We start from the raw sequence: 20,967 nt of genomic DNA, 5'->3' as shown, positions 1-20,967 counted from the left end.
CTTCGAACGCTTTTGTCGCCGGCGGGTTTTGAAACGGTATGACCAGGCTCGCGGTCGCCACCAGGAAGGAGACGTTCGAGCGGATGCGTGTGCCGTTGGCCGACCGCGACATCGAGGTCGACCACGTCGTCACCGACCAGCGGACGATCCCGTTGACGGATCCCGGCTCCGAGTGGGACGGTTTCGACGTCGGCTTCGTCCATCCCTCGCGACTCATCGAGGGCGGGGTCGCCGACGCGTTGCTCGACGTGCCGTGGGTCAACGACCGTGAGGCGATCCTGACCTCGCGGAACAAGGCCGACGTGCTCGCCCGCCTCTCGCGTGCGGGCCTCCCGGTCCCGCGAAGCGTCCTCGTCTCGGACCCCATCGACGAATCCTCGCTCGTCGAGACGTTCGAGCAGTTCGAGCCACCCGTCGTGGTCAAACCGAACTCCACGACCCGCGGCACGGGCGTGGTGAAAGTCGACGACCTCGATTCGTTCCTCGGTGTGACCGACTACCTCCGATTGATCCACGACGACCCCGCGACCGGCGACCGCTCGTTTCTCGTTCAGGAGTACCTCCCGGACGCGACCGACTACCGCGCGATGTGTATCGACGGGGCGTACGCGGGTGCGGTCGAGCGCCGACTCCCCGAGCCCGAACGGGCGACGGGTCGCTGGAAGCACAACGTCCATCGCGGGGCCGAGGCCGAGGGGGTCGACCTCCCCAGCGACCTCCGGGAGCTCGCCGAGCAAACCGCGGCCACCCTCGACATCCCCTGGCTCGGGGTCGACCTGCTCGTCAACGACGACCGCGCGGTGGTCTCGGAGACCAACGCCCGGCCGACCATCGACGCCGCGACGAAGTACGAGTCCGGTTTCTACGACGACCTCGCGGACCTCATCGAAGCCCAGGTCTGAGCGCTGCCGACCGCGGTCGCGGTGCGGGGCGGTGCAGCCTGCGGTTGCGGTGGTGCGGTACCTGGTGGATGAAGGGCGACGGCGCGAGTGAAACGAGCGCCGGAGGGCTTCGGCGGTGCTGTGCGGAGAGGATGCGGAAAGGTTGGTGTTGTCCCGCGAGTGAGGCCGGAGGCCGAACGAGCAGCCGTTTTTAGCGTAGATTTTTGCGAGGAGTGGTGCGCGAGCGCAGCGAGCGCACCCGACGAAGTAAAAAGGTACGCTCTAGAGATCGATGTCGGCGGAGGTGTCGCTACGTTCGAAGACGACTTCGAGGATGCCGTTGTTGTAGGTCGCGTTCGCCGAGCGCTCGTCGACCCGCGTGGGGAGGCGCACGCGTTCGGTGACCTCGCGGCGGTCGCCGGCGGCCTCGATGGTGAGCTGGCGACCGTCGCAGGTGAGGTCGATGGCGTCCTTTTCGATCCCCGGGAGGTCCGCGACGACGCGCACCGTCTCGCCGTCCTCGTAGACGTCGACGTGGGCACCGGTGCCGTCGATGGTGTCGGTGTGGATGTCGACGTTCCCGTTCATCATCCCGTCCATCATCCGCTCTATCTCGTTGAAGATGTCCTCGAACGGGTCGCGGTCGTCGCGGTCGCCCGGTTGCATACACCGTGGTATGCGAGGGCGGGTCAAAAGGGTTCGCGTCCCACTTTTTTCTCCTCGGGTTGGCTCGCTTCGCTCGCCAACCCGAGGAGGAAAAACCTGGACTAAAAAGGCTGCTCGCTCACTTCGTTCGCTCGCAGTACAACCACTAATCCTTCCGCCACCACCCCGCGACCGCCACACGCCTCCCCAACCGACTGCGCTCCTCGGTCGTTCGCTTCGCTCACTCTCTGCGGTGCTCATCCCTCGCACGCCGATTCGCGACCGGCGCTCACTTTCGTTCGCACCGGTCGCGTGCGTGCGCCACCGCGCACTGATTTGCGACCATCCGTGGAATGATACGGCCCTCAGAACCCGATGCCGAGCGCGTCGTTGGTGGTCTCGACGCTCTCGGCGGCATCGGCGGTTCCCGCCACCGCACGCACCGCGTCGATGTTCTCGGGCACCACGTCGGACTCCTGATGGATGGCCTGGAACAGGTAGAGGTCGTTGCCCTCCATCGAGACCGACTCGCCCCAGAGGCAGTTCTCCCAGAGGTCGCCTCGGGGTCGCCCCGCGTCGAGCGCGAACTCCTTCAGCTTCCCCGCACCGTCGATCCCGAATTTCTCGGGCACGACGAACAGCCGCGACTCGTCTTCGAGGAGTTCTCTGACTTCCGCCGCGTCCGGCTCGGCGTCGAGCGAGACGTTCACGCTGTGCATGTGCATCAGCGTCGCCGGCACCTTGAGCCCCAGCGTGTCGATGGCGAGCTCCGGGAAGATCGTCTGCACGTCCGGGCCGTGGTGCGACGGCAGCGAGATCGGGTTCGGGAGGATGTCGTTGACCGGACCGCGCCCGGACTGGGCGGGGTCGCCGGCGCGCCGGACCAGCGTCGCGCGGACCTTCTCGATCCCGTACTCCTCTTCGAGCGGCGCGACGAGCCGCGAGAGGCCGGTCGTGTTACACGAGACCACGCGGACGTGGTCGGCCCCGTTCGCCTCGGCGAAGTTGGCGCGCGCGTTGAAGCTCACGTCCACCATCTCGGCGTCCTCGCCGCCCTGGTAGAGCGCGGGCGTGTCGTGGTCCTCGTAGAGCGACTTGTTCTCCGCACCGATCCCCGATGGGGTGGCGTCGACCACGACGTCGGATTCCGCGACGAGTTCGTCGACCAACCCCGCGAGTTCGATGTCGGCCTTCACGAACTGGTCGGCGCGCTCCTCGATGGCGGCGTACAAGGGATAGCCCTTCGCCACAGCGCGTTCGGCCTCGAAGTTCGGTCGCGTTTTCGCCACACCCACGAGTTCCATGTCCGGCTGGGCGGCGACCGCGTCCGCGACGCGCTTGCCGATCGTACCGTAGCCGTTGACGCCGACCTTGAGCATGTCTTCGTGTGTTCGAGCGACGGGCATAACCGTTTCGCGCGGCGGCCGAAAACCTAAGCGCGCGGCCCCCGTGCTCGGGTCATGAGCCACGCAGACGGGACGCCCCTCGAACGGGCGGCCGAGACCGCCGTCAACCAGTGTCTCGCGCTCCGGTCGAACGAATCGTGCGTCGTGGTGACAGACGACGACCGTCTCGCCATCGGTGAAGCGCTCTACGAGGCCGCCCACGAGGTGACCGAGGACGCGGTCCTCGTCCGGTACCCGCCGGGTTCCCAGCACGGCACCGAACCCCCGACGCCCGTAGCGGCCACGATGCGCAGCAGCGACGTGGTGCTCTGCCCGACCACGAAGAGTCTGAGTCACACTCGTGCGCGTTCGCGCGCGAACGAGGCCGGTGCCCGTATCGCCACCCTCCCCGGCATCACCGAGGAGGTATTTCGCACGGGGCTGAACACCGACTACCGCGAGATCGAGTCCGCGTGTGAGACCGTGCTCGACGCGGTCGAGGGAGCCGACGAGATCCGAGTGACGTCGCCCGCGGGTACCGACATCACCTTCGAACCCGGCGCGCACGAGTGGCTCGCGGACACCGGCATCGTCCACGAGGCGGGCGTGATGTCGAACCTCCCCGCCGGCGAGGTGTTCGTCAGCCCCGAGACCGCCGAGGGAACCTACGTCGTCGACGGCACGATGATGCCCCACGGGCTGCTCGACCGGGAGATCGAATTCGAAGTCGAGGACGGCTTCGTCACCGAGATCTCCGACGACAACGTCCGCGAACAGGTCGAGCGCGGTGCGGAGGAGGTGGGCGAGGACGCCTACAACCTCGCCGAACTCGGCATCGGCACCAACGTCGCCGTCACGGAACTGGTCGGCTCGGTGCTCCTCGACGAGAAAGCCGCCGGTACCGTCCACATCGCGATCGGCGACGACCACGGCATCGGCGGCGACACCCAGGCCCCGCTCCACCTCGACGGCATCCTGCGCGACCCCACCGTCTACGCCGACGGCGAGGAAATCGAACTCCCGGAGTAGGACGGGCGGCGAAGCCACGGGACGGTCGCACGCCTCGGATTCGTGTCGAATCGACTTCGATCCGGTCTCCGACTCACGGTTCGAACAGCGACGTGAACACGTGTGACTCCGCCCGGCGGAGATGCTCGGAGGCCGTCGCAGCCGTACATTCGAGTTCGTGCGCGACGTCTTCGGTCGTCGCGCGCCGGGGGACGGAGTAGTAGCCGATCTCGACGGCGATACGTACCGCTTCACGTTGTCGTGGGGACAAGTCGTCACGAGTATCGCCCGCCGTGATTCGCCCGGTTCCTACCGACCTGATCTCCACATTGACCCCTTCGGGCAGCCCATCGAGGGCGTTCTGGATCGCCGATTCCGTCCCGATCAGGCTGTACGTACTGCTCCCGTCTCGGTGGCATTCGATCGGTGGGACGGTGAGGAGGTCGTCCCGTGTGAAGTTCTCGAACAGCGCCCGTCCGACGGTCGTCGACTCGGCAGCGAGGAAGCAGTACGCTTCGTCGTCCGACTCGGGAAAGAACGCGACGTCCCGAACGTTCTCCCCGGACCTGAGCGCTTCCTCCGATCGCTCGTACTCCCCCCAGATATGGAGGAGGAACCCGACCGGCGGCTCAGCGACGTTCCAGTTGACGATGTGAACCCGCCGAAGAAACGGGGACTCACGGGTAAGCAACCGATAGACCGGCGGGAGGTACGCATCGGATGGCGAGAGGGTGATCCGAACCCGTTTCATGGTTCTTAGCTGGTGTGTGCTGGGATAAATCCCCCATCCGAATACGGGAGAACTGACTTCTCGGTCGATACCGAAACGACGTCCATGCGACAGAACGTCGGGGAGACCGATCAGGTCGTTCGCGGGACCGTCGGCATCTGGCTGGTCATGGTCGCCATCAGCGCGTTTCGGTCGGGGCGGAAGACCGTGTGCCTGATCACCGGCCTCGCGGGCCTCGGACTGTTACAGAACGCGCTGACTGGGTTCTGTGGTGGAAATTGGCTGTTCGGAGTCGACACGACCACCGATTGAAGCCCGGACGGACCGCTCCAGCCACGCACGACCACCACGGCTTTTATTCGCGCGCCCGATAGAGCCGGCATGACTCAGGCCACCGAACGCGTCGCGACGTCCTGTCCGGCGTGTTCACCCGACACCGCGGTCGTCCACGAGGTCCTCAAACCCGGGAGCCAGTCGACGGTTCGCTGCAGCGAGTGCAGCCACGTCCACAAGGTCCGGATCGAGGAGCCCGAGACCCGCGAACGCGACGTCATCGTCTCCCAGGACGGCGACTCGTTCTCGACCACGACCGAGATCCCCACCGGCGAGCGCCTCGCGGTCGGCGAGGAGTTCGTGCTCGACACCCCCGAGGCCCTGCTGACCGTCCGCATCACGAGCCTCGAAGTCGAGGGCGGGCGGACCGACGACGCGACCACCGAGGAGATCGAGACGGTCTGGACACGGGTCGTGGGCAACGTCGGGGTCGACATCACCCTCAACCCCGCGGACGGCGGCGACGAGACCAGGGGTGTGGAGCTCCGGGTCCCCGGCGACTACGAGTTCACCGTTGGCGAGCGCGAGGACCTCGGCGAGGAGTCGTTCACCGTCAAAGGGATCCACCTCCGGCCCGACGCCACGGGCTACGGCTTCGACCGGCTCGACCACGAGGGCGACATGGCCTTTGCGAAGGACGTCAACCGGGTCTACGCCGACGACGAGTCGAGCTCGGCGTGGTCCGTGTGGTGAGATGGACGCCCGAGCCCGACGGGAGCGGTTAGTCGAGCAGCTCGACCGCGAGGGCCGTATCGAACGCGACTCGACCCGCGAGGCGCTCCTGGCCGTGCCGCGCCACGAGTTCGTCCCCGAGAATCGGCGGGGGTCGGCCTACGACGACCGCCCGCTCCCGATCGGCGAGGGCCAGACCATCAGCGCGCCCCACATGGTGGCGATGATGACCGACCTGCTCGCGCTCGACCCCGACGACTCGGTACTCGAGATCGGCACCGGCTGTGGGTACCATGCCGCCGTCACCGCCGAAGTGGTCGGACGTCTCCGCTCCGTCGAGTACTACGAACCCCTCGCGGTCGCGACCCGCGAGCGCCTCGCGCGACTCGGCTACGACGTCGAGGTTCGCGTGGGCGACGGCCACGAGGGCTGGCCCGAGGGCACGCCCTACGACGCGGCCTACCTGACGTGTGCCGCCCCCGAAATTCCGGCCGCTGTGGTCGAGCAGGTTCGGCCTGGGGGTCGGATCGTCGCGCCAGTTGGCACGCGACGGCAAACGCTCGTGCGCGCGACCAAACAGGGAGACGGTGATCTCGATGTCGAGAAGCACGGCGGGGTTCGGTTCGTTCGAATGCAGGGTTGAACTGGTCCGGCAGTCGATCTGTTGAACTTCTCACCGTTGGAGAGCACTAATCGACCGCGAGTCCCGACCCAAACGAGAGACCGCACCGCCCTGCCATCCCGCACAGGCCACACGCCTCCCCAGCCGATTCGTTCGCTCCCTCCGGTCGCTCACTCATCCCTCGCACAGTGTTCGCGGTCGCACGCTCACGTTCGCTCGCGTACGACCGCGAGCGCGCGCCACAGCATCCGCACCGCCGGCGGACGGTGGAGATCGTCGATACGGCACCGGAGCCGGCGGTTGACCGGTCGTCGCGAATTCCTCGACCGGCCGGCGAAGGCGCGCGATTCAAGACCGACGAGGACGGATCTCGGGTATGGATTCGGCGGTGTTGCGCGACGACATGGTCGCGGGACTCGAACACGAGAGCAAGGGGGTCGTCGAGACCACGAGCGTGAGCGCCGCGCTCCGGGCGGTCCCGCGCCACGAGTTCGTCGCCGAGGAGCAGGCCGCCTACGCCGACCGCTCGTTCGACCACCGTGGAACGGCGGTCCTCGCCCCGAGCACGGTCGCACGCCTTATCGAGGCGCTCGCGCCGACCCCCGGCGACAGCGTGCTGGTCGTGGGCGCGGGCGTCGGCTACACCGCCGCGGTCTGTGCCGAGATCGCGGGTCAACAGCACGTCCACGCCGTCGACATCTCGCGTCGGCTGGTCTTCGACGCCCGGCAGAACCTCTCGCGCGCGGGCTACGGCGGCGTCCTCGTCGACCGCCGCGACGGCGCGTACGGGCTGGCGGAGTACGCTCCCTTCGACCGGATACTGCTCGAAGCCGCCGCCGTGCGACCGCCGCGCGCGCTCACTGACCAGCTCGCACCGGGCAGTCGGCTCGTGATGCCGGTCGGCACGCGCGACCAATCGCTCGTCGCCCTCGACGACGCGGGGCACGAGACGCGGTTCGGTCCCACGAGCTTCGCCCCCCTGCTCGTCGAGGGCGAACAGTCCGACTCCGTCGAACGAAACCGCACCGTTCGCGAGGACCGCGAGCGCGCACGCGCGATCGCCGAGCGCCGAACCGGCTGGGAACACGATTGGATCGACTGGGACCGCCAGGGCTGACTCACCGAACGCTTCCTCGGGTCACTCACCGTACCATCGGCTACCCGTGCGCGACACACACTACCACTCGCGCGGTCGGACCCCGCTCGGGTCGCGATCCGGGATATTTTCGGTACCTCGATCCTTCGAAGTATCTTTGACTGGCACGAAACGTGACCACGATCCGATGAAACGTAAGTAAATGCAACTAACTGGCCAGAAGCGGTATTTTACGGATGCCTAATTAGCAGATGATGCCGCGCAACGGAGCACGCGATGATAGCGACAGCACAGACAGTGGTTTCAAACCAAGCCGACGGTCGTATCTCAAGGCTGCAGGGGCAGCCGCCGTCTCGGTACCGTTGCTCGCTGGGGAGGGGGCAGCGGCGACCGAGCGCCACGGGATCAGCTTCGACAACGTCGTCGACATGGGCGGTACCGGCGACGCCTCGAGCGCGATCGAGTCGGCTGCCGAAAGCAACACCCTCCTGAAGTTCCCGTCGGGCGACTACGAGCTCTCGGGGCAGACCAACGTCAGCGGGAAGAGCAACTTCGGGATCGTCGGCGAGGGCGACGTCACGTTCACCGTCCCCGACGACTACAACGGCAAGGCCCTGAACATCAACGGTGGCGACGGCGTTCTCCTCGAGAACATCACCATCGACCAGAGCAACGCCACGCCGGACGTTCAGGTCGCACCCGACGACAACCTCCAGGTTCACGGCCTGAAGATGCTCGGCGAGGGTATCAGCTCGTCAACTGGACAGAGCAAGGGGGACTCCGACGCAGCGCTCCAGGCGTTCTCCCCGATGGTCCGGTCGTCCGGCGGTTCGGGTACCGTTCAGGACATCGTCCTCCACAACGAGGGCCGAATGGGTGCGTACGGCCGCGTCGGTGTCTGGATCGGTGAGGAGAACAAGGGCACCATCACCCTCCGCAACTGTAACGTCGAGGGCTTCTCGGGCAACGGTGTCTACGCCAGCCGGACGCCCGGCGAGGTCCACGTCGAAGGTGGCCTCTACAAGAACAACGACCTCTCCCAGGTTCGTATCGGGAGCAACGGGAGCTACGTCGACGGCGTGACCGCCGTCACCGACGTCTCCGAGAGCCGGTCGGACAACGCCGGCGAGATGCTCAACGGCTCCGGGATCCGTATCGAGAGCGACCGCGGCGGCTCGGGCGCGGCGATCCGCAACTGTGACGTCAGCATCGGCTCGGAGGCCAACGCCGACACCGGTATCAAGGTGTTCCCGAACTACAGCGGGGACTTCACCATCGAGAACACCCGTGTCGAGATAGACTGCGAAGGCTACGGGATCCGTGCGTCGTCGCCGGACGGCGGCTCCGGGAGCGGCACGCTCAAGGGCGTCAGCGTCACCGGCGACGCGACCAGCCTCGTCGGCATCCTCATCGAGGGCCGCGACGGCACCACGATCGAGGACTGCTGTGTCCAGACCGAGGGAGGCCGGAAGGGCATCTTCCTCAACAACTGTAGCGGCAGTCGTATCGCGAACACCACGATCAGCGCGGGCGGGAAGGGCCTCCAGCTCTCCGGCAGCGACGTGGAACAGAGCAACATCAGCCAGGGCGGCTCCTGTCCCGCCCCGAGCCTCTCGTCGTCGAGCTACAAGGGCTCCTCGGTGTCGTCGGTCGAGGACGACTCGGACTCGGAGGACGAATCGTCGGATGACTCGGACGAAGAGTCCTCTGAGGACTCGGAGGAGGAATCGTCGGACGATTCGGATTCGAGCGAGAGCTCCGATGACTCCTCGTCGGACGAGTCCTCGGACGACTCGGAGGAAGAATCGTCGGACGACTCGGACGAAGAGTCCTCGGACGATTCCTCGTCGGATGATTCCTCGAGCGACTCGGAGGAGGAATCGTCGGACGACTCGGAAGAAGAGTCCTCTGACGACTCCGATTCGGACGATTCGTCGGGCAACGACGACGGCTCGGGCTCGGACAACGAGCTCAGCGGGGACATCGACGAGTCCGACATGCCGGAGCCCGAGGACAGCGCGAACCTCGTCATCACCGATACCAGCACCGAGGGCGGCCGCATCCCCTACGAGTTCACGACGAGCGGCGACCTCGAGAAGTCACAGACCGGCGGTGCGACCCAGGACGACAACGACGACCTCTCGGGCAACACCGCGACGGGCGGTGTCCAGAGCTACCGTGACGCCTACGAGTACGAAGGCGAACTCGTCGCGCTCGAAGTCGAGGACTACGCGACGATCAAACTCGACGACGACGCCGGCACCATCACCGTGATGGGCGAGGACGAGTCGGGGACGGAGTACTCGCTCGAAGTCACCGGCACGCTCGAACACATCGACGACTCGACCGACCCGATCTCGGACGACGGAAGCTCGGTCTCGGGTGGCGTCGGCACGTTCCGCGACGAGTACAGCTACACCGGCAAACTCGTCCAGGCCTCGATCGAGGACTCGGTCTCGATCACCACCGACCCCGAAACGCTCGACGAGTAACGCCGCGCTCGGTCGCCGTTTTTTTCGTATTGCTACTTCATCCCGCATCGGTATCGTTATCCGCCGCGCACCTGACCTCTGACGTATCATGACCGGTGTGTTCGGCGGCTCTCTCTCCATGGCGGCCCTCGAGGACGCAGCGTCGTCGCTCCACGACGAACCGTGGTACGAACACGATACCTTCGAGACCGACGACTACGCGCTCGGGCTGGTCCACCACGGCGACCGCGACCCGGGCGGCCGACTGACCTACGACGACGGCGACCGCGCCGCCGTCGTCAACGGGGCGATAACGAACCGCGACCGGCTCGGGCTCTCGACCGACGCGCTCTTCGAGTCGCTGTTCGAGGACCCCGCGGCGCTTCTCGCTCGACTCGACGGCCCGTTCGTGGTCGCGGCGATCGACCAGACGGCGGACCGGCTGATCGTGGCGACCGACCGGCTGGGGACTCGGCCGTGTTACTACCTCGACGACGGAACCGCGTTCGCTTCGAGCCTCGCCCCCCTGATCGCTCGCCTCGACGACCCGACGGTCGACGAACGAGCCGTCAGCGACATGCTGTTGGTGGGCTACGTCTGGGGCGAGAAGACCCTCGTCGAGGGGATCACGCGTCTCCCCCCGGCGACGGTGCTCGAATACCACGCGGGCGAGGTCTCGACCGACCGGTACTGGTCGCCGTCGTTCGATGCGCTTCCCGACGACGGCTACCTCACCCGTCTGGCGGACCGCTATCGCACCGTCATCGACGACACGGCGGGAACGATCGACGACGACGCCGGGCTGTGGCTCTCCGGCGGGCTCGACAGCCGGACGATGGCGGGCGAGCTCGCCCGCCACGCCGGTCGGGAGTTCGAGAACCTCGAAGCCTACACCTACGACGCGAACCCGAGCGGTGGCGGCAACCCCGCGCTCGCCCGCCGCGTCGCCGACCACCTCGACATCGGTATCGACCAGGTCGAACTCACCCCGGAGCTGTTCTTGGATCGCCTCGGCGAGGCGGTCGACCTCACCGACGGCATGCTCCGGTGGTCCTCGTTCCTCAATCTCCTCTCGGTCTACGCGCTCCCCGACGACCACGCCAGCGTCCTCATGGAGGGTGCGGGGCAGGGCGAACTGATGGGCCACCACCTCCGGCGGCGGCACTTCACTGGCACGGACTCACCCGTCGAATCGATGTACTGGAGCGAGGCGATGGTCGACCACGAGACGGTCTCGGACCTGCTCGCCGTGGACGTCGACCCGCTCCAGTCGTTCGTCGACACCGCCGAACGCAGCGACGCCCGAACGAAGAAGGGGACGATACTCGAAGCCCACTTCGACAACTACTACGCCCGGATGACGCTCGCCAGCAACGAGATCCCGCGGAGCCGGGCCGGCACCCGCGTCCCGTTCGCCCACCGCGAGTTCCTCGAATACGTCGCCCGGCTCCCGCTGAAGTATCGGATCGGGACGGTGCCGTTCACGAACGGCACGATCCCGTTCGGCGTGACGCCGGCGAAGCTCACGCTGACGCGCGACCTCAACCCCGACCTCGCCACGATCCGCTACGAGCGAACCGGCGTCGCACCGAAGCACCCCTACCCGCTCCACGTCGCGGGCTTTCTCACCACCACCGCCGCCGCACGGCTCCTCAAGCGAACCACCTACGGCGGTCGGAGCACCACCGACGAGTGGTACCGGAACGACCCCGACGTCCGTGAGTTCTTCGACGACCTCCTCGAACGCGCCTGCGAGCGGTCGGTGTTCGACGCCGAGACGATCCGACGCCTCCGGCGCGAACACCTCGCCGGCGACGCCGACCACATGGTGACCTCGATCGCGGCGATCACGACGCTCGAACTCTGGATGGAACGCAACCTGGATTGAGTCGCGGTCCTCAAAACGGAATTTTCGAACTCGTCGCTAGCGCATTGTTTCGTTGTTCTACCAGCCGGCGAAGACACAGCTCGCCGTTTTGCTTCGAAGAAGCGCCCGGGGCGGGATTTGAACCCGCGTCACGACCGTGACAGGGTCGTATGATGGGCCACTACACCACCTGGGCACCGACAAATGACCGTTGTCCGGACGGACGGTTAAACGTTTCCAAACCGACCGACGGCCGAGCCCGAAACGCTATATCCCGTCGCGTCGTGCGTCCGGTCGAAATCGAGGCGAGGCAGCCATCTCCGACCGTCGGCCGCGACCCCGGAAGAGCGCCCGCTCGCGGTCGGAATGGTTAAGGTTCTGGACCGTATACACGCTGTAGTATCTCGTGATAGCCACTTCTCCCCCAGTTAGACACACATGGTAGACGTCGGCCAGCACACGCTCGTCCCGGAGCACACCGTCGTGGAGGACGACTCCGAGATCGACGAGGTGCTCGAAGAGTACGACATCAAGCGCACCGACCTCCCGAAGATCAAACGCACCGACCCGGCGCTGCCCGACGAGGCCGCGACCGGCGACGTGATCCGGATCGTTCGGGACTCACGAACCACCGACCAAGCGGTCGTTTATCGGCTCGTCATCGACTAATGAACAGGGACACACGACGTTCGATCTCACGGGAGTACTTCTCCCAGGAACGGCTCGCAGAACACCACTTCAGCTCGTTCAACGACTTCCTCGGTCGCGGGATGCAGCAGGTCGTCGACGAGAAGGAGACCATCGACACCGACATCGGCGACAAGGAGGGCGAGGAGCCGGTCTTCGTCGAACTCGGCGACGTTCGGGTCGTCACCCCGCGGGTACGGGAGGCCGACGGGAGCGAGGAGCGCCTCTACCCCCAGGAAGCCCGCCTCCGCAACATCACCTACGCCGCACCGGTCTTCATGGAGATGGCCGTCGTCGTCGGCGGCGAGGAGGAAGAGGAGCGCGTGGTCGACACCACCGAGACCCAGATCGGGCGGCTGCCGATCATGGTCGGCTCCGAGAAGTGCAACATCTCGGGGATCGACGACGAGGAGCTCATCGAACTCGGCGAGGACCCCGCCGACCCCGGTGGCTACTTCATCGTCAACGGCTCCGAGCGGGTGCTGATGACGAGCGAGGACCTCGCACCGAACAAGATCCTCGCCGAGTACGACTCGAAGTACGGCGACGAGATCCAGGTCGCCAAGACCTTCAGCCAGCGCCGTGGCTATCGCGCGCTCGTGCTGTGTGAACGCAACCGGGAGGGACTGCTCGAAGTCTCCTTCCCGAGCGTCTCCGGTTCGATCGACTTCGTGACGCTGGTTCGAGCGCTGGGGCTCGAATCCGACGAGGAGATCGTCCACCGGGTCTCGGACGACCCCGAGGTCGTGAAGTTCATGCTCGAGAACCTGGAGGAGGCCGACGTCCAGACCGAGGAGGAGGCGATCGAGACCCTCGGCGAGCGCGTCGCCAGCGGCCAGGGCAAGAACTACCAGCTCAAACGCGCCAACTACGTCATCGACCGCTACCTCCTGCCCCACCTCCACGAGGAGGGCGTCGACGACGAGGACGTTCGCATCAACAAGGCGTTCTATCTCTGCCGGATGGCCGAGGCCTGTTTCGAACTCGCGCTCGGTCGACGCGAGGCCGACGACAAGGACCACTACGCCAACAAGCGCCTCAAAGTCTCGGGCGACCTGATGACCGACCTCTTCCGCACGGCCCTCAACAAGCTCGCGCGCGACGTGAAGTACCAGCTCGAACGCGCGAACATGCGAAATCGCCAGCTCTCGGTCAACACCGTGGTTCGTTCGGACGTGCTGACCGAGCGGCTCGAACACCCGATCGCGACGGGCAACTGGGTCGGCGGGCGCTCTGGGGTCTCCCAGCTCGTCGACCGAACGGACTACATGGGCGTTCTCTCCCACCTCCGGCGACTCCGCAGCCCGCTCTCGCGGAGCCAGCCTCACTTCGAGGCCCGTGACCTCCACGCGACGCAGTGGGGGCGTATCTGTCCCTCGGAGACCCCGGAGGGGCCGAACTGTGGCCTGGTGAAGAACTTCGCGCAGTCGATGGAGCTCTCCCAGGACATCGACGACGAACGGGAACTGAAACGAGAACTCGCCACGATGGGGGTCGAGGGGATCCCCGGCATCGAGGGCGTCACCCCGAGTGCAGACTAACATGAGCAGCCAAACCCAATCCAACGCACGCGACGCAAAGGTCTACGTCAACGGGAGCCTCGTCGGCACCCACGCCGACCCCGAGGGGCTCGCCCACCAGGTTCGCGAGGCGCGCCGCCGGGGCGACGTCGCCTCGACGGTGAACGTCTCGGTCAAGGACGGGACCAACGAGGTCATCATCAACGCCGACGCCGGTCGGGCGCGCCGACCGCTGATCGTCGTCGAGAACGGCGAACCGCTGATCTCCGAGGCGGAGGTCGAGTCGGTGATCGACGGCGAGTCGGGCTTCGACGACCTCGTCGAGGGGGGCTATATCGAGTTCATCGACGCCGAGGAGGAGGAGGACATCCTGGTCGGTGTCGACGAGGACGACCTCACGCCCGACCACACCCACCTCGAGATCGATCCCCAACTCATGTTCGGTATCGGCGCGGGGATGATCCCCTACCCCGAGCACAACGCGAGTCCGCGTATCACGATGGGGTCGGGGATGATCAAGCAGTCGCTCGGGCTCCCCTCCGCGAACTATCGCATTCGGCCCGACACCCGCCAGCACCTGCTCCACTACCCGCAGCTCTCGATGGTGAAGACCCAGACCACCGAGCAGATCGGCTACGACGACCGGCCGGCGGCCCAGAACTTCGTGGTCGCCGTCATGTCCTACGAGGGGTTCAACATCGAGGACGCGCTGGTGCTCAACGGTGGTTCGATCGACCGCGCACTCGGTCGGTCACACTTCTTCCGGACCTACGAGGGCGAGGAGCGCCGGTATCCCGGCGGCCAGGAGGACCGATTCGAGATCCCCGACGACGACGTTCGCGGGGCGCGCGGCGAGGAGGCCTACACCCATCTCGACGAGGATGGATTGGTGAACCCCGAGACCGAGGTCAGCGAGAGCGCGGTGTTGCTCGGGAAGACCTCGCCTCCCCGATTCCTCGAAGAGCCGAACGACATGGGCGGTCTCAGCCCCCAGAAACGCCGCGAGACCAGCGTGACGATGCGCTCGGGCGAAGCCGGCGTCGTGGACACGGTGACGCTGATGCAGGGCGAGGACGGTTCCAAGCTCTCGAAGGTCTCGGTGCGCGACGAGCGGATCCCCGAACTCGGCGACAAGTTCGCCTCGCGCCACGGCCAGAAGGGTGTCATCGGCCACATCGCGCCCCAGGAGGACATGCCCTTCACCGAGGAGGGCGTGGTGCCGGACCTGATCATCAACCCGCACGCGCTGCCCTCCCGGATGACGGTGGGCCACGTGCTCGAGATGCTCGGCGGAAAAGTGGGTTCGCTCGAAGGCCGCCGGGTCGACGGGACGGCCTTCACCGGCGAGGAGGAGGAGGAACTCCGCGGCGCGCTCGAAGAGCACGGCTTCGATTCGAGCGGCAAGGAGCGGATGTACTCGGGCGTGACGGGCGAGAAGATCGACGCCGAGATCTTCGTCGGGACCATCTTCTACCAGAAGCTCTACCACATGGTCTCGAACAAGATCCACGCGCGTTCGCGCGGGCCGGTGCAGGTCCTGACCCGCCAGCCCACCGAGGGGCGCGCCCGCGAGGGCGGCCTCCGGGTGGGCGAGATGGAACGCGACGTTCTGATCGGGCACGGCGCGGCGATGGCGCTGAAGGAGCGCCTGCTCGACGAGTCCGACAGGGAGTTCATCTACGTCTGCGGCAACTGCGGGATGAGCGCGGTCGAGAACGTCGAACAGCGTCGGGTCTACTGTCCGAACTGTGGCGAGGAGACCGACATCCACGAGATCGAGATGAGCTACGCGTTCAAGCTCCTGCTCGACGAGATGAAGGCGCTCGGTATCGCGCCCCGACTCGACCTGATCGACGCGGTCTGATCTACTACTACCCCACAACCCATGAGCACCAACGCAACCCCCAAGGAAATCGGCGCGATCGACTTCGGGCTGATGAACCCGGAGGAGTACCGCGAGATGAGCGCGACGAAGATCATCACGGCCGACACTTACGACGACGACGGCTACCCCATCGACATGGGGCTGATGGACCCTCGATTGGGCGTCATCGACCCCGGCCTCGAATGCAGCACCTGCGGGCAACACTCAGGTTCGTGCAACGGCCACTTCGGCCACATCGAACTCGCCGCCCCCGTGATCCACGTCGGCTTCACGAAACTCATCCGACGGCTCCTGCGCGGGACCTGTCGGGAGTGTTCGCGGCTCCTGCTCGATTCGGCCGAGCGCGAGGAGTTCGCGACCCGCCTCCAGCGTGCCCGCGAACTCGACAACGACGTCAACGACGTCACGAAGGCCGCGATCCGCCAGGCCCGAAAGAAGGACCGCTGTCCCTACTGCGGCGAGGAGCAGTACGACATCCAGCACGAGAAACCCACGACCTACTACGAGGTCCAGGACGTGCTCGCGGCGGACTACCCCCAGCTGATCGCGGCGGCGATGCAGCCCGACGAGGAGGAGGACGAGCCGGGGACCTCGCCCCAGGAGCTCGCCGACGAGACGGACATCGAGCTCTCGCGTATCAACCAGATCTTGGGTGGCGAGTTCCGCCCGCGCGAGGAGAGCCGGAAGGCCATCGAGCGCGCGCTTTCGGTGGACCTCTCCGAGGAGGACCTCAACAAGCTGATGCCCTCGGACATCCGCGACTGGTTCGAGGACATCCCGGACGAGGACGTGGGCGTCCTCGGCATCAACGCCGAGCGCTCGCGACCCGAGTGGATGGTTTTGACCGTGCTGCCGGTGCCGCCGGTCACCGCACGGCCCTCGATCACGCTCGACAACGGCCAGCGGAGTGAGGACGACCTCACCCACAAGCTGGTCGACATCATCCGGATCAACCAGCGGTTCATGGAGAACCGCGAGGCCGGCGCTCCGCAACTCATCATCGAGGACCTCTGGGAACTCCTCCAGTACCACGTCACGACCTTCATGGACAACGAGATCAGCGGGACGCCGCCGGCACGCCACCGCTCCGGCCGGCCCCTGAAGACCCTCTCCCAGCGGCTCAAGGGGAAGGAAGGTCGTTTCCGTGGTTCGCTCTCCGGGAAGCGCGTGAACTTCTCGGCTCGCACAGTCATTTCGCCGGACCCGACCCTGAGCCTCAACGAGGTCGGGGTCCCCGAACGGGTCGCGAGCGAGATGACCCAGACGATGAACGTCAACGAGCGCAACATCGAGGAGGCGCGCCAGTACGTTCGCAACGGTGCGGAGGTCCACCCCGGCGCGAACCGGGTGATCCGCCCCGACGGCAAGGTGATGAAGATCCTCGAACAGGCGAAGGAGGAGCTGGCCGAGCGCATCGAGCCCGGCTGGCAGGTCCAGCGCCACCTCACGGATGGGGACATCGTGATCTTCAACCGCCAGCCGTCGCTCCACCGAATGAGTATCATGGCCCACGAGGTGGTCGTGATGCCGTACAAGACCTTCCGGCTGAACACTGTGGTGTGTCCGCCGTACAACGCCGACTTCGACGGCGACGAGATGAACATGCACGCCCTCCAGAACGAGGAGGCGCGTGCGGAGGCCCGCGTGCTGATGCGGGTCCAAGAGCAGATCCTGAGCCCGCGCTTCGGTGAGAACATCATCGGCGCGATCCAGGACCACGTCTCGGGGACCTATCTCCTCACGCACGACGACCCCGAGACCGGTGGGGTGCCGTCGTTCAACGAGACCCAGGCGCTCGACCTGCTCCGCGCCACCGGGGTCGATACGCTGCCCGACCCCGACGGCGAGGACGACCAGGGGAGACCGTTGTGGACGGGTCGGACGATCTTCTCCGAGCTCTTGCCCAACGGTCTCGACCTCGAGTTCACGAGCTCGACCGGCGACACCGTGGTGATCGAGGGCGGCCAGCTCATCGAGGGCACCGTCGACGAGGACGCGGTCGGCGCGTTCGGCGGCGAGGTCGTCGATACGATCGTCAAGCAGTACAGCGAGACGAGAGCCCGAGTGTTCATCAACGAGGTGGCCTCGCTCGCGATGCGGGCGATCATGCACTTCGGGTTCTCGCTCGGTATCGACGACGAGTCGATCCCCAACGAGGCCGAGGCCCAGATCGACGAGAGCATGGCCAACGCCTACGAGCGGATCGACGAGCTGATCGAGACCTACGAGAACGGCGACCTCGAGAGCCTACCGAGCCGCACGGTGGACGAAACCCTCGAGATGAAGATCATGCAGACGCTCGGGAAGGCCCGCGACTCCGCCGGTGACATCGCGGAGGACCACTTCGCGCGCGACAACCCGGCCGTGGTCATGGCCGAGTCGGGTGCGCGTGGTTCGATGCTCAACCTCACCCAGATGGCGGCGTGTGTCGGTCAGCAGGCGGTCAGGGGCGAGCGGATCAACCGCGGCTACGAGGACCGCACGCTCTCGCACTACCAGGAGGACGACCTCTCGGCTGAGGCCCACGGCTTCGTCGAGCACTCCTACCGTGGCGGGCTCACCCCGCGTGAGTTCTTCTTCCACGCGATGGGTGGCCGCGAGGGGCTGGTGGACACGGCGGTCCGGACCTCGAAGTCCGGCTACCTCCAGCGCCGGCTGATCAACGCGCTCAACGAACTGGAGACCCAGTACGACGGCACAGTGAGAGACACCTCCGACAACATCGTCCAGTTCGAGTTCGGCGAGGACAACACGAGTCCGGTGAAGGTCTCCTCGGGTGTCGACAACGAGATCGACGTCGACGAGATCGCCGACCGCGTGCTCGCCGCGGAGTTCGAGGACGACGGCGAGACGTTCGCCCAGCCGACGAACCTCTCGGAGCACGCCGACGCGCGCACCACCGACCGCGCGACCACGTCGGATGCGCCGATCGACGTTCCGGAGGTGAGCGATGACTGAGATCACGACGGCGATCGAGACCGCCGTCGAGGGGACGACCCTCCCGAAGCGCCTGAAGGACGAGGTCTACGAGACGATCGAGTCGCGTGAGGTCACCGAGGACGAGGCGACGTCGATCGTGAACGCGGTCGAGGACCGCTATCTCGACACGCGGGTCGAACCGCTCGATCCCGTGGGGACGGTCTCGGCCCAGTCGATCGGCGAGCCGGGCACCCAGATGACGATGAACACGTTCCACTACGCGGGCGTCGCGGAGATCGACGTCACGCAGGGGCTGCCCCGCCTCATCGAGCTCGTCGACGCCCGGAAGACGCCCGACACCCCGATGATGACGGTCTACCTCGACGGCGAGTACGCCACGGACCGGGAGAAAGCCCACGAGGTGGTCTGGAACATCGAGTCCACGCGGATCCTGGCGCTCGGCGACGTCTCGACAAACGTCGCGGACATGCTGGTCCAGGTCAGCCTCAACCAGCAGACCCTCGACGAGCGGATGATCTCGGCCGAGGAGGTCGCCGAGATAATCGAGGACTCGCTCGGGGTCGACGTGGCCCGAAACGGGACCACGATCGAGTTCGGTCCGGCACAGCCGAGCTATCGCGGGCTGCTCCAGCTCGTCGAGGAGCTCCGCGAGATCGTCTTCAAGGGTATCGAGGACGTCTCGCGGGTCGTAATCCGAAAGGAGGAGCTGGAGGAGGGCGAGGAGTTCGTGCTCTACACCGAGGGGTCGGCCTTCGGCGACGCCCTCGACATCGAGGGTGTCGACGCCTCCCGGACGACCTGTAACAACATCCACGAGGTCTACCGGAACCTCGGGGTCGAGGCGGCCCGGGAGATCATCATCGAGGAGACGATGAACACCCTCGAAGAGCAGGGGCTCGGCGACGTCAACATCCGTCACCTGATGCTGGTGGCGGACATCATGACCGCCGAGGGGACGATCGAGTCGATCGGTCGCCACGGCATCTCGGGCAGCAAGGACTCCGTCCTCGCACGCGCGGCGTTCGAGGTCACGGTGAACCACCTGCTCGACGCCGCGGTCCACGGCGAGGTCGACGACCTCAACGGTGTGGCCGAGAACGTCATCGTCGGCAAACCCATCAAGCTCGGTACCGGCGACGTCACGCTCCGGATGGGCGGGGCGACCGCCTCCGACGAGACCGAACCCGCGGACTGAGATGCGCGTCACGCTGTCGGACGCCGCCCGTCGACGCATCGGGCTGTTCGACGACGTCACGGGCGCGACCGCGCTCGACTGTCTGACCGACGAGACGGGCGTCTGTTTTCTGGTGGCCGCCGGCGAGATGGCCGACGCTATCGGACCAGACGGTCGGACGGTCAACAAACTCGAAGACCGACTCGGCGAGCGCGTCACGCTGGTCGAGACCGCCGACACGCCCGAGCGGTTCGTCGCCAACGCGCTCGCACCCGCGGTGGTACACAACGTCACGGTCAGCGAGAACCGTAGTACGGTGGCCTACGCCGAGGTCGACCGGGCGGATACCGGCGTGGCCATCGGGCGCGACGGCCGCACCATCGACCTCGCGCGGCGGCTGGCGAAGCGTCACTTCGACATCGACGAGATCGAACTGGTCTGAACCGACGGCATCGGGCGACCCACACGGTATATCTCCGCCCCAACCGACGGTCCGACATGGGCGTCTCCTTTCGTCAGCCCACGGACGATGACCCCGAACGGATCGTCGAATGGACCGACTCGCCGGCGGCACTGCTCCAGTGGGCCGGATCCGTGTTCTCGTTCCCGCTCGACGCGGCACAGCTTCGTGGTCATCTCGACGAAATCAAGGACTCGGGACCGACACATCGGGCGTACGCCGCCGTCGTTGACGGTCGACTCGTGGGCTACCTCGAACTCGCCGACATCGATCGTGAGAACCGCTCGGCCCGCGTCGCGCGCGTGATCGTCGACCCAGCCGAACGCGGGAACGGCTACGGCACGGCGATGATGCGCGAAATCGTCCGGATCGGATTCGACGAGCTGGATCTCCACCGGATCGGCCTCCGCGTATTCGACTTCAACGAGCCCGCGATCGAGTGCTACGAGACCGTGGGCTTCGTCCGGGAGGGCGTGCTCCGCGACGTCTATCGACACGGCGAGGAGTACTGGTCGCTGGTGACGATGCGTTGCCTCGAAACCGAACGGCCGTCGGGCGAGCGATCCGAGTTTTAGGCAGGCCGAAAAACCG

Annotated in this window: 18 protein-coding genes and 1 tRNA gene; 15 read left to right on the top strand and 4 right to left on the bottom strand. The window is 66.3% G+C overall.

All coding sequences use genetic code 11. The features are described from left to right. The first annotated feature begins 38 nt into the window (after positions 1-38). Entirely contained in the window at positions 39-902 is an 864-nt protein-coding gene (locus GT355_RS08845) for an ATP-grasp domain-containing protein (protein WP_120071996.1), read from the top strand. Between the two features lie 261 nt (positions 903-1,163). On the opposite strand, the gene GT355_RS08840 is transcribed toward GT355_RS08845, so the two are convergent. Both GT355_RS08840 and GT355_RS08835 read right to left on the bottom strand, forming a co-directional pair. Next, positions 1,164-1,547, bottom strand: coding sequence for an Hsp20/alpha crystallin family protein (locus GT355_RS08840; RefSeq protein WP_160134306.1), 384 nt, complete (start codon positions 1,545-1,547; stop codon positions 1,164-1,166). Between the two features lie 344 nt (positions 1,548-1,891). Then, complete coding sequence (locus tag GT355_RS08835) at positions 1,892-2,905, bottom strand: type II glyceraldehyde-3-phosphate dehydrogenase (RefSeq protein WP_160134305.1); 1,014 nt, start codon at positions 2,903-2,905, stop codon at positions 1,892-1,894. A gap of 81 nt (positions 2,906-2,986) precedes the next feature. Between GT355_RS08835 and GT355_RS08830 the strand changes: the two genes are divergently transcribed. Beyond that, a complete protein-coding gene (locus GT355_RS08830; protein ID WP_160134304.1) occupies positions 2,987-3,940 on the top strand; it encodes an aminopeptidase in 954 nt (317 codons plus the stop codon). 73 nt (positions 3,941-4,013) lie between these two features. Here GT355_RS08830 and GT355_RS08825 read toward each other — a convergent pair whose 3' ends face one another. After that, positions 4,014-4,670, bottom strand: a complete 657-nt coding sequence (locus tag GT355_RS08825; protein ID WP_160134303.1) for a helix-turn-helix domain-containing protein — start codon at positions 4,668-4,670, stop codon at positions 4,014-4,016. Between the two features lie 84 nt (positions 4,671-4,754). On the opposite strand from GT355_RS08825, the gene GT355_RS08820 reads away from it, so the two are divergent. The 6 genes from GT355_RS08820 to GT355_RS08795 all read left to right on the top strand — a co-directional run bounded on the left by GT355_RS08820 (position 4,755) and on the right by GT355_RS08795 (position 11,731). Further along, positions 4,755-4,961, top strand: coding sequence for a YgaP family membrane protein (locus GT355_RS08820; RefSeq protein WP_160134302.1), 207 nt, complete (start codon positions 4,755-4,757; stop codon positions 4,959-4,961). 69 nt (positions 4,962-5,030) lie between these two features. Continuing rightward, complete coding sequence (locus GT355_RS08815) at positions 5,031-5,675, top strand: HVO_0476 family zinc finger protein (protein ID WP_160134301.1); 645 nt, start codon at positions 5,031-5,033, stop codon at positions 5,673-5,675. Position 5,676: 1 nt separating this feature from the next. After that, positions 5,677-6,297: a protein-L-isoaspartate(D-aspartate) O-methyltransferase gene (locus GT355_RS08810; protein ID WP_160134300.1), complete on the top strand. Its 621-nt coding sequence runs from the start codon at positions 5,677-5,679 to the stop codon at positions 6,295-6,297. Between the two features lie 355 nt (positions 6,298-6,652). After that, positions 6,653-7,393 (top strand): protein-L-isoaspartate O-methyltransferase family protein, encoded by a 741-nt coding sequence (locus GT355_RS08805; RefSeq protein WP_160134299.1) that lies wholly within the window; start codon positions 6,653-6,655, stop codon positions 7,391-7,393. Between the two features lie 233 nt (positions 7,394-7,626). Beyond that, positions 7,627-9,864, top strand: a complete 2,238-nt coding sequence (locus GT355_RS08800) for a right-handed parallel beta-helix repeat-containing protein (protein ID WP_192927990.1) — start codon at positions 7,627-7,629, stop codon at positions 9,862-9,864. Positions 9,865-9,982: 118 nt separating this feature from the next. Next, positions 9,983-11,731: an asparagine synthase-related protein gene (locus GT355_RS08795; RefSeq protein WP_160134298.1), complete on the top strand. Its 1,749-nt coding sequence runs from the start codon at positions 9,983-9,985 to the stop codon at positions 11,729-11,731. A 102-nt stretch (positions 11,732-11,833) separates the two neighbouring features. Here the strand turns inward: GT355_RS08795 and GT355_RS08790 are convergent. Then, positions 11,834-11,906 (bottom strand) — tRNA-Asp (locus GT355_RS08790). Between the two features lie 242 nt (positions 11,907-12,148). On the opposite strand from GT355_RS08790, the gene GT355_RS08785 reads away from it, so the two are divergent. Genes GT355_RS08785 through GT355_RS08755 form a run of 7 tightly spaced genes read left to right on the top strand, consistent with a single transcriptional unit; the run spans position 12,149 to position 20,951 of the window. Next, entirely contained in the window at positions 12,149-12,379 is a 231-nt protein-coding gene (locus tag GT355_RS08785; RefSeq protein ID WP_120072012.1) for a DNA-directed RNA polymerase subunit H, read from the top strand. Further along, complete coding sequence (locus tag GT355_RS08780; RefSeq protein ID WP_120072014.1) at positions 12,379-13,938, top strand: DNA-directed RNA polymerase subunit B''; 1,560 nt, start codon at positions 12,379-12,381, stop codon at positions 13,936-13,938. The genes GT355_RS08785 and GT355_RS08780 overlap by 1 nt, the downstream gene beginning before the upstream one ends. 1 nt (position 13,939) lies before the next feature. Further along, a complete protein-coding gene (gene rpoB / locus GT355_RS08775; protein WP_160134297.1) occupies positions 13,940-15,781 on the top strand; it encodes a DNA-directed RNA polymerase subunit B in 1,842 nt (613 codons plus the stop codon). A gap of 21 nt (positions 15,782-15,802) precedes the next feature. After that, entirely contained in the window at positions 15,803-18,760 is a 2,958-nt protein-coding gene (locus GT355_RS08770) for a DNA-directed RNA polymerase subunit A' (RefSeq protein ID WP_160134296.1), read from the top strand. Next, positions 18,753-19,937 carry a DNA-directed RNA polymerase subunit A'' gene (gene rpoA2, locus GT355_RS08765; protein ID WP_120072020.1) on the top strand — a complete coding sequence of 395 codons (1,185 nt, stop codon included), beginning with the start codon at positions 18,753-18,755 and terminating at the stop codon, positions 19,935-19,937. Before GT355_RS08770 ends, rpoA2 begins: the two co-directional genes overlap by 8 nt. A gap of 1 nt (position 19,938) precedes the next feature. Continuing rightward, complete coding sequence (locus tag GT355_RS08760) at positions 19,939-20,358, top strand: NusA-like transcription termination signal-binding factor (protein WP_160134295.1); 420 nt, start codon at positions 19,939-19,941, stop codon at positions 20,356-20,358. A gap of 56 nt (positions 20,359-20,414) precedes the next feature. After that, positions 20,415-20,951, top strand: coding sequence for a GNAT family N-acetyltransferase (locus tag GT355_RS08755; RefSeq protein ID WP_160134294.1), 537 nt, complete (start codon positions 20,415-20,417; stop codon positions 20,949-20,951). Positions 20,952-20,967: the final 16 nt, after the last annotated feature.

It is taken from the genome of Halococcus salsus, from assembly GCF_009900715.1.
GTDB lineage: Archaea > Halobacteriota > Halobacteria > Halobacteriales > Halococcaceae > Halococcus > Halococcus salsus.
Note: the sequence above shows the minus strand (reverse complement) of the source record. Positions and strands in the feature narration are given on the sequence as shown.

Excerpts from the sequence above, each read along its gene's own strand:
- GT355_RS08760 (WP_160134295.1), top strand. The coding sequence starts at position 19,939 with ATGCGCGTCACGCTGTCGGACGCCGCCCGTCGACGCATCGGGCTGTTC.
- GT355_RS08845 (WP_120071996.1), top strand. The coding sequence starts at position 39 with ATGACCAGGCTCGCGGTCGCCACCAGGAAGGAGACGTTCGAGCGGATG.
- GT355_RS08770 (WP_160134296.1), top strand. The coding sequence starts at position 15,803 with ATGAGCACCAACGCAACCCCCAAGGAAATCGGCGCGATCGACTTCGGG.
- GT355_RS08815 (WP_160134301.1), top strand. The coding sequence starts at position 5,031 with ATGACTCAGGCCACCGAACGCGTCGCGACGTCCTGTCCGGCGTGTTCA.
- GT355_RS08820 (WP_160134302.1), top strand. The coding sequence starts at position 4,755 with ATGCGACAGAACGTCGGGGAGACCGATCAGGTCGTTCGCGGGACCGTC.
- GT355_RS08785 (WP_120072012.1), top strand. The coding sequence starts at position 12,149 with ATGGTAGACGTCGGCCAGCACACGCTCGTCCCGGAGCACACCGTCGTG.
- GT355_RS08780 (WP_120072014.1), top strand. The coding sequence starts at position 12,379 with ATGAACAGGGACACACGACGTTCGATCTCACGGGAGTACTTCTCCCAG.
- GT355_RS08840 (WP_160134306.1), bottom strand. The coding sequence starts at position 1,547 with ATGCAACCGGGCGACCGCGACGACCGCGACCCGTTCGAGGACATCTTC.
- rpoB (WP_160134297.1), top strand. The coding sequence starts at position 13,940 with ATGAGCAGCCAAACCCAATCCAACGCACGCGACGCAAAGGTCTACGTC.
- GT355_RS08825 (WP_160134303.1), bottom strand. The coding sequence starts at position 4,670 with ATGAAACGGGTTCGGATCACCCTCTCGCCATCCGATGCGTACCTCCCG.
- GT355_RS08795 (WP_160134298.1), top strand. The coding sequence starts at position 9,983 with ATGGCGGCCCTCGAGGACGCAGCGTCGTCGCTCCACGACGAACCGTGG.
- GT355_RS08830 (WP_160134304.1), top strand. The coding sequence starts at position 2,987 with ATGAGCCACGCAGACGGGACGCCCCTCGAACGGGCGGCCGAGACCGCC.
- rpoA2 (WP_120072020.1), top strand. The coding sequence starts at position 18,753 with ATGACTGAGATCACGACGGCGATCGAGACCGCCGTCGAGGGGACGACC.
- GT355_RS08810 (WP_160134300.1), top strand. The coding sequence starts at position 5,677 with ATGGACGCCCGAGCCCGACGGGAGCGGTTAGTCGAGCAGCTCGACCGC.
- GT355_RS08805 (WP_160134299.1), top strand. The coding sequence starts at position 6,653 with ATGGATTCGGCGGTGTTGCGCGACGACATGGTCGCGGGACTCGAACAC.
- GT355_RS08800 (WP_192927990.1), top strand. The coding sequence starts at position 7,627 with ATGCCGCGCAACGGAGCACGCGATGATAGCGACAGCACAGACAGTGGT.
- GT355_RS08755 (WP_160134294.1), top strand. The coding sequence starts at position 20,415 with ATGGGCGTCTCCTTTCGTCAGCCCACGGACGATGACCCCGAACGGATC.
- GT355_RS08835 (WP_160134305.1), bottom strand. The coding sequence starts at position 2,905 with ATGCTCAAGGTCGGCGTCAACGGCTACGGTACGATCGGCAAGCGCGTC.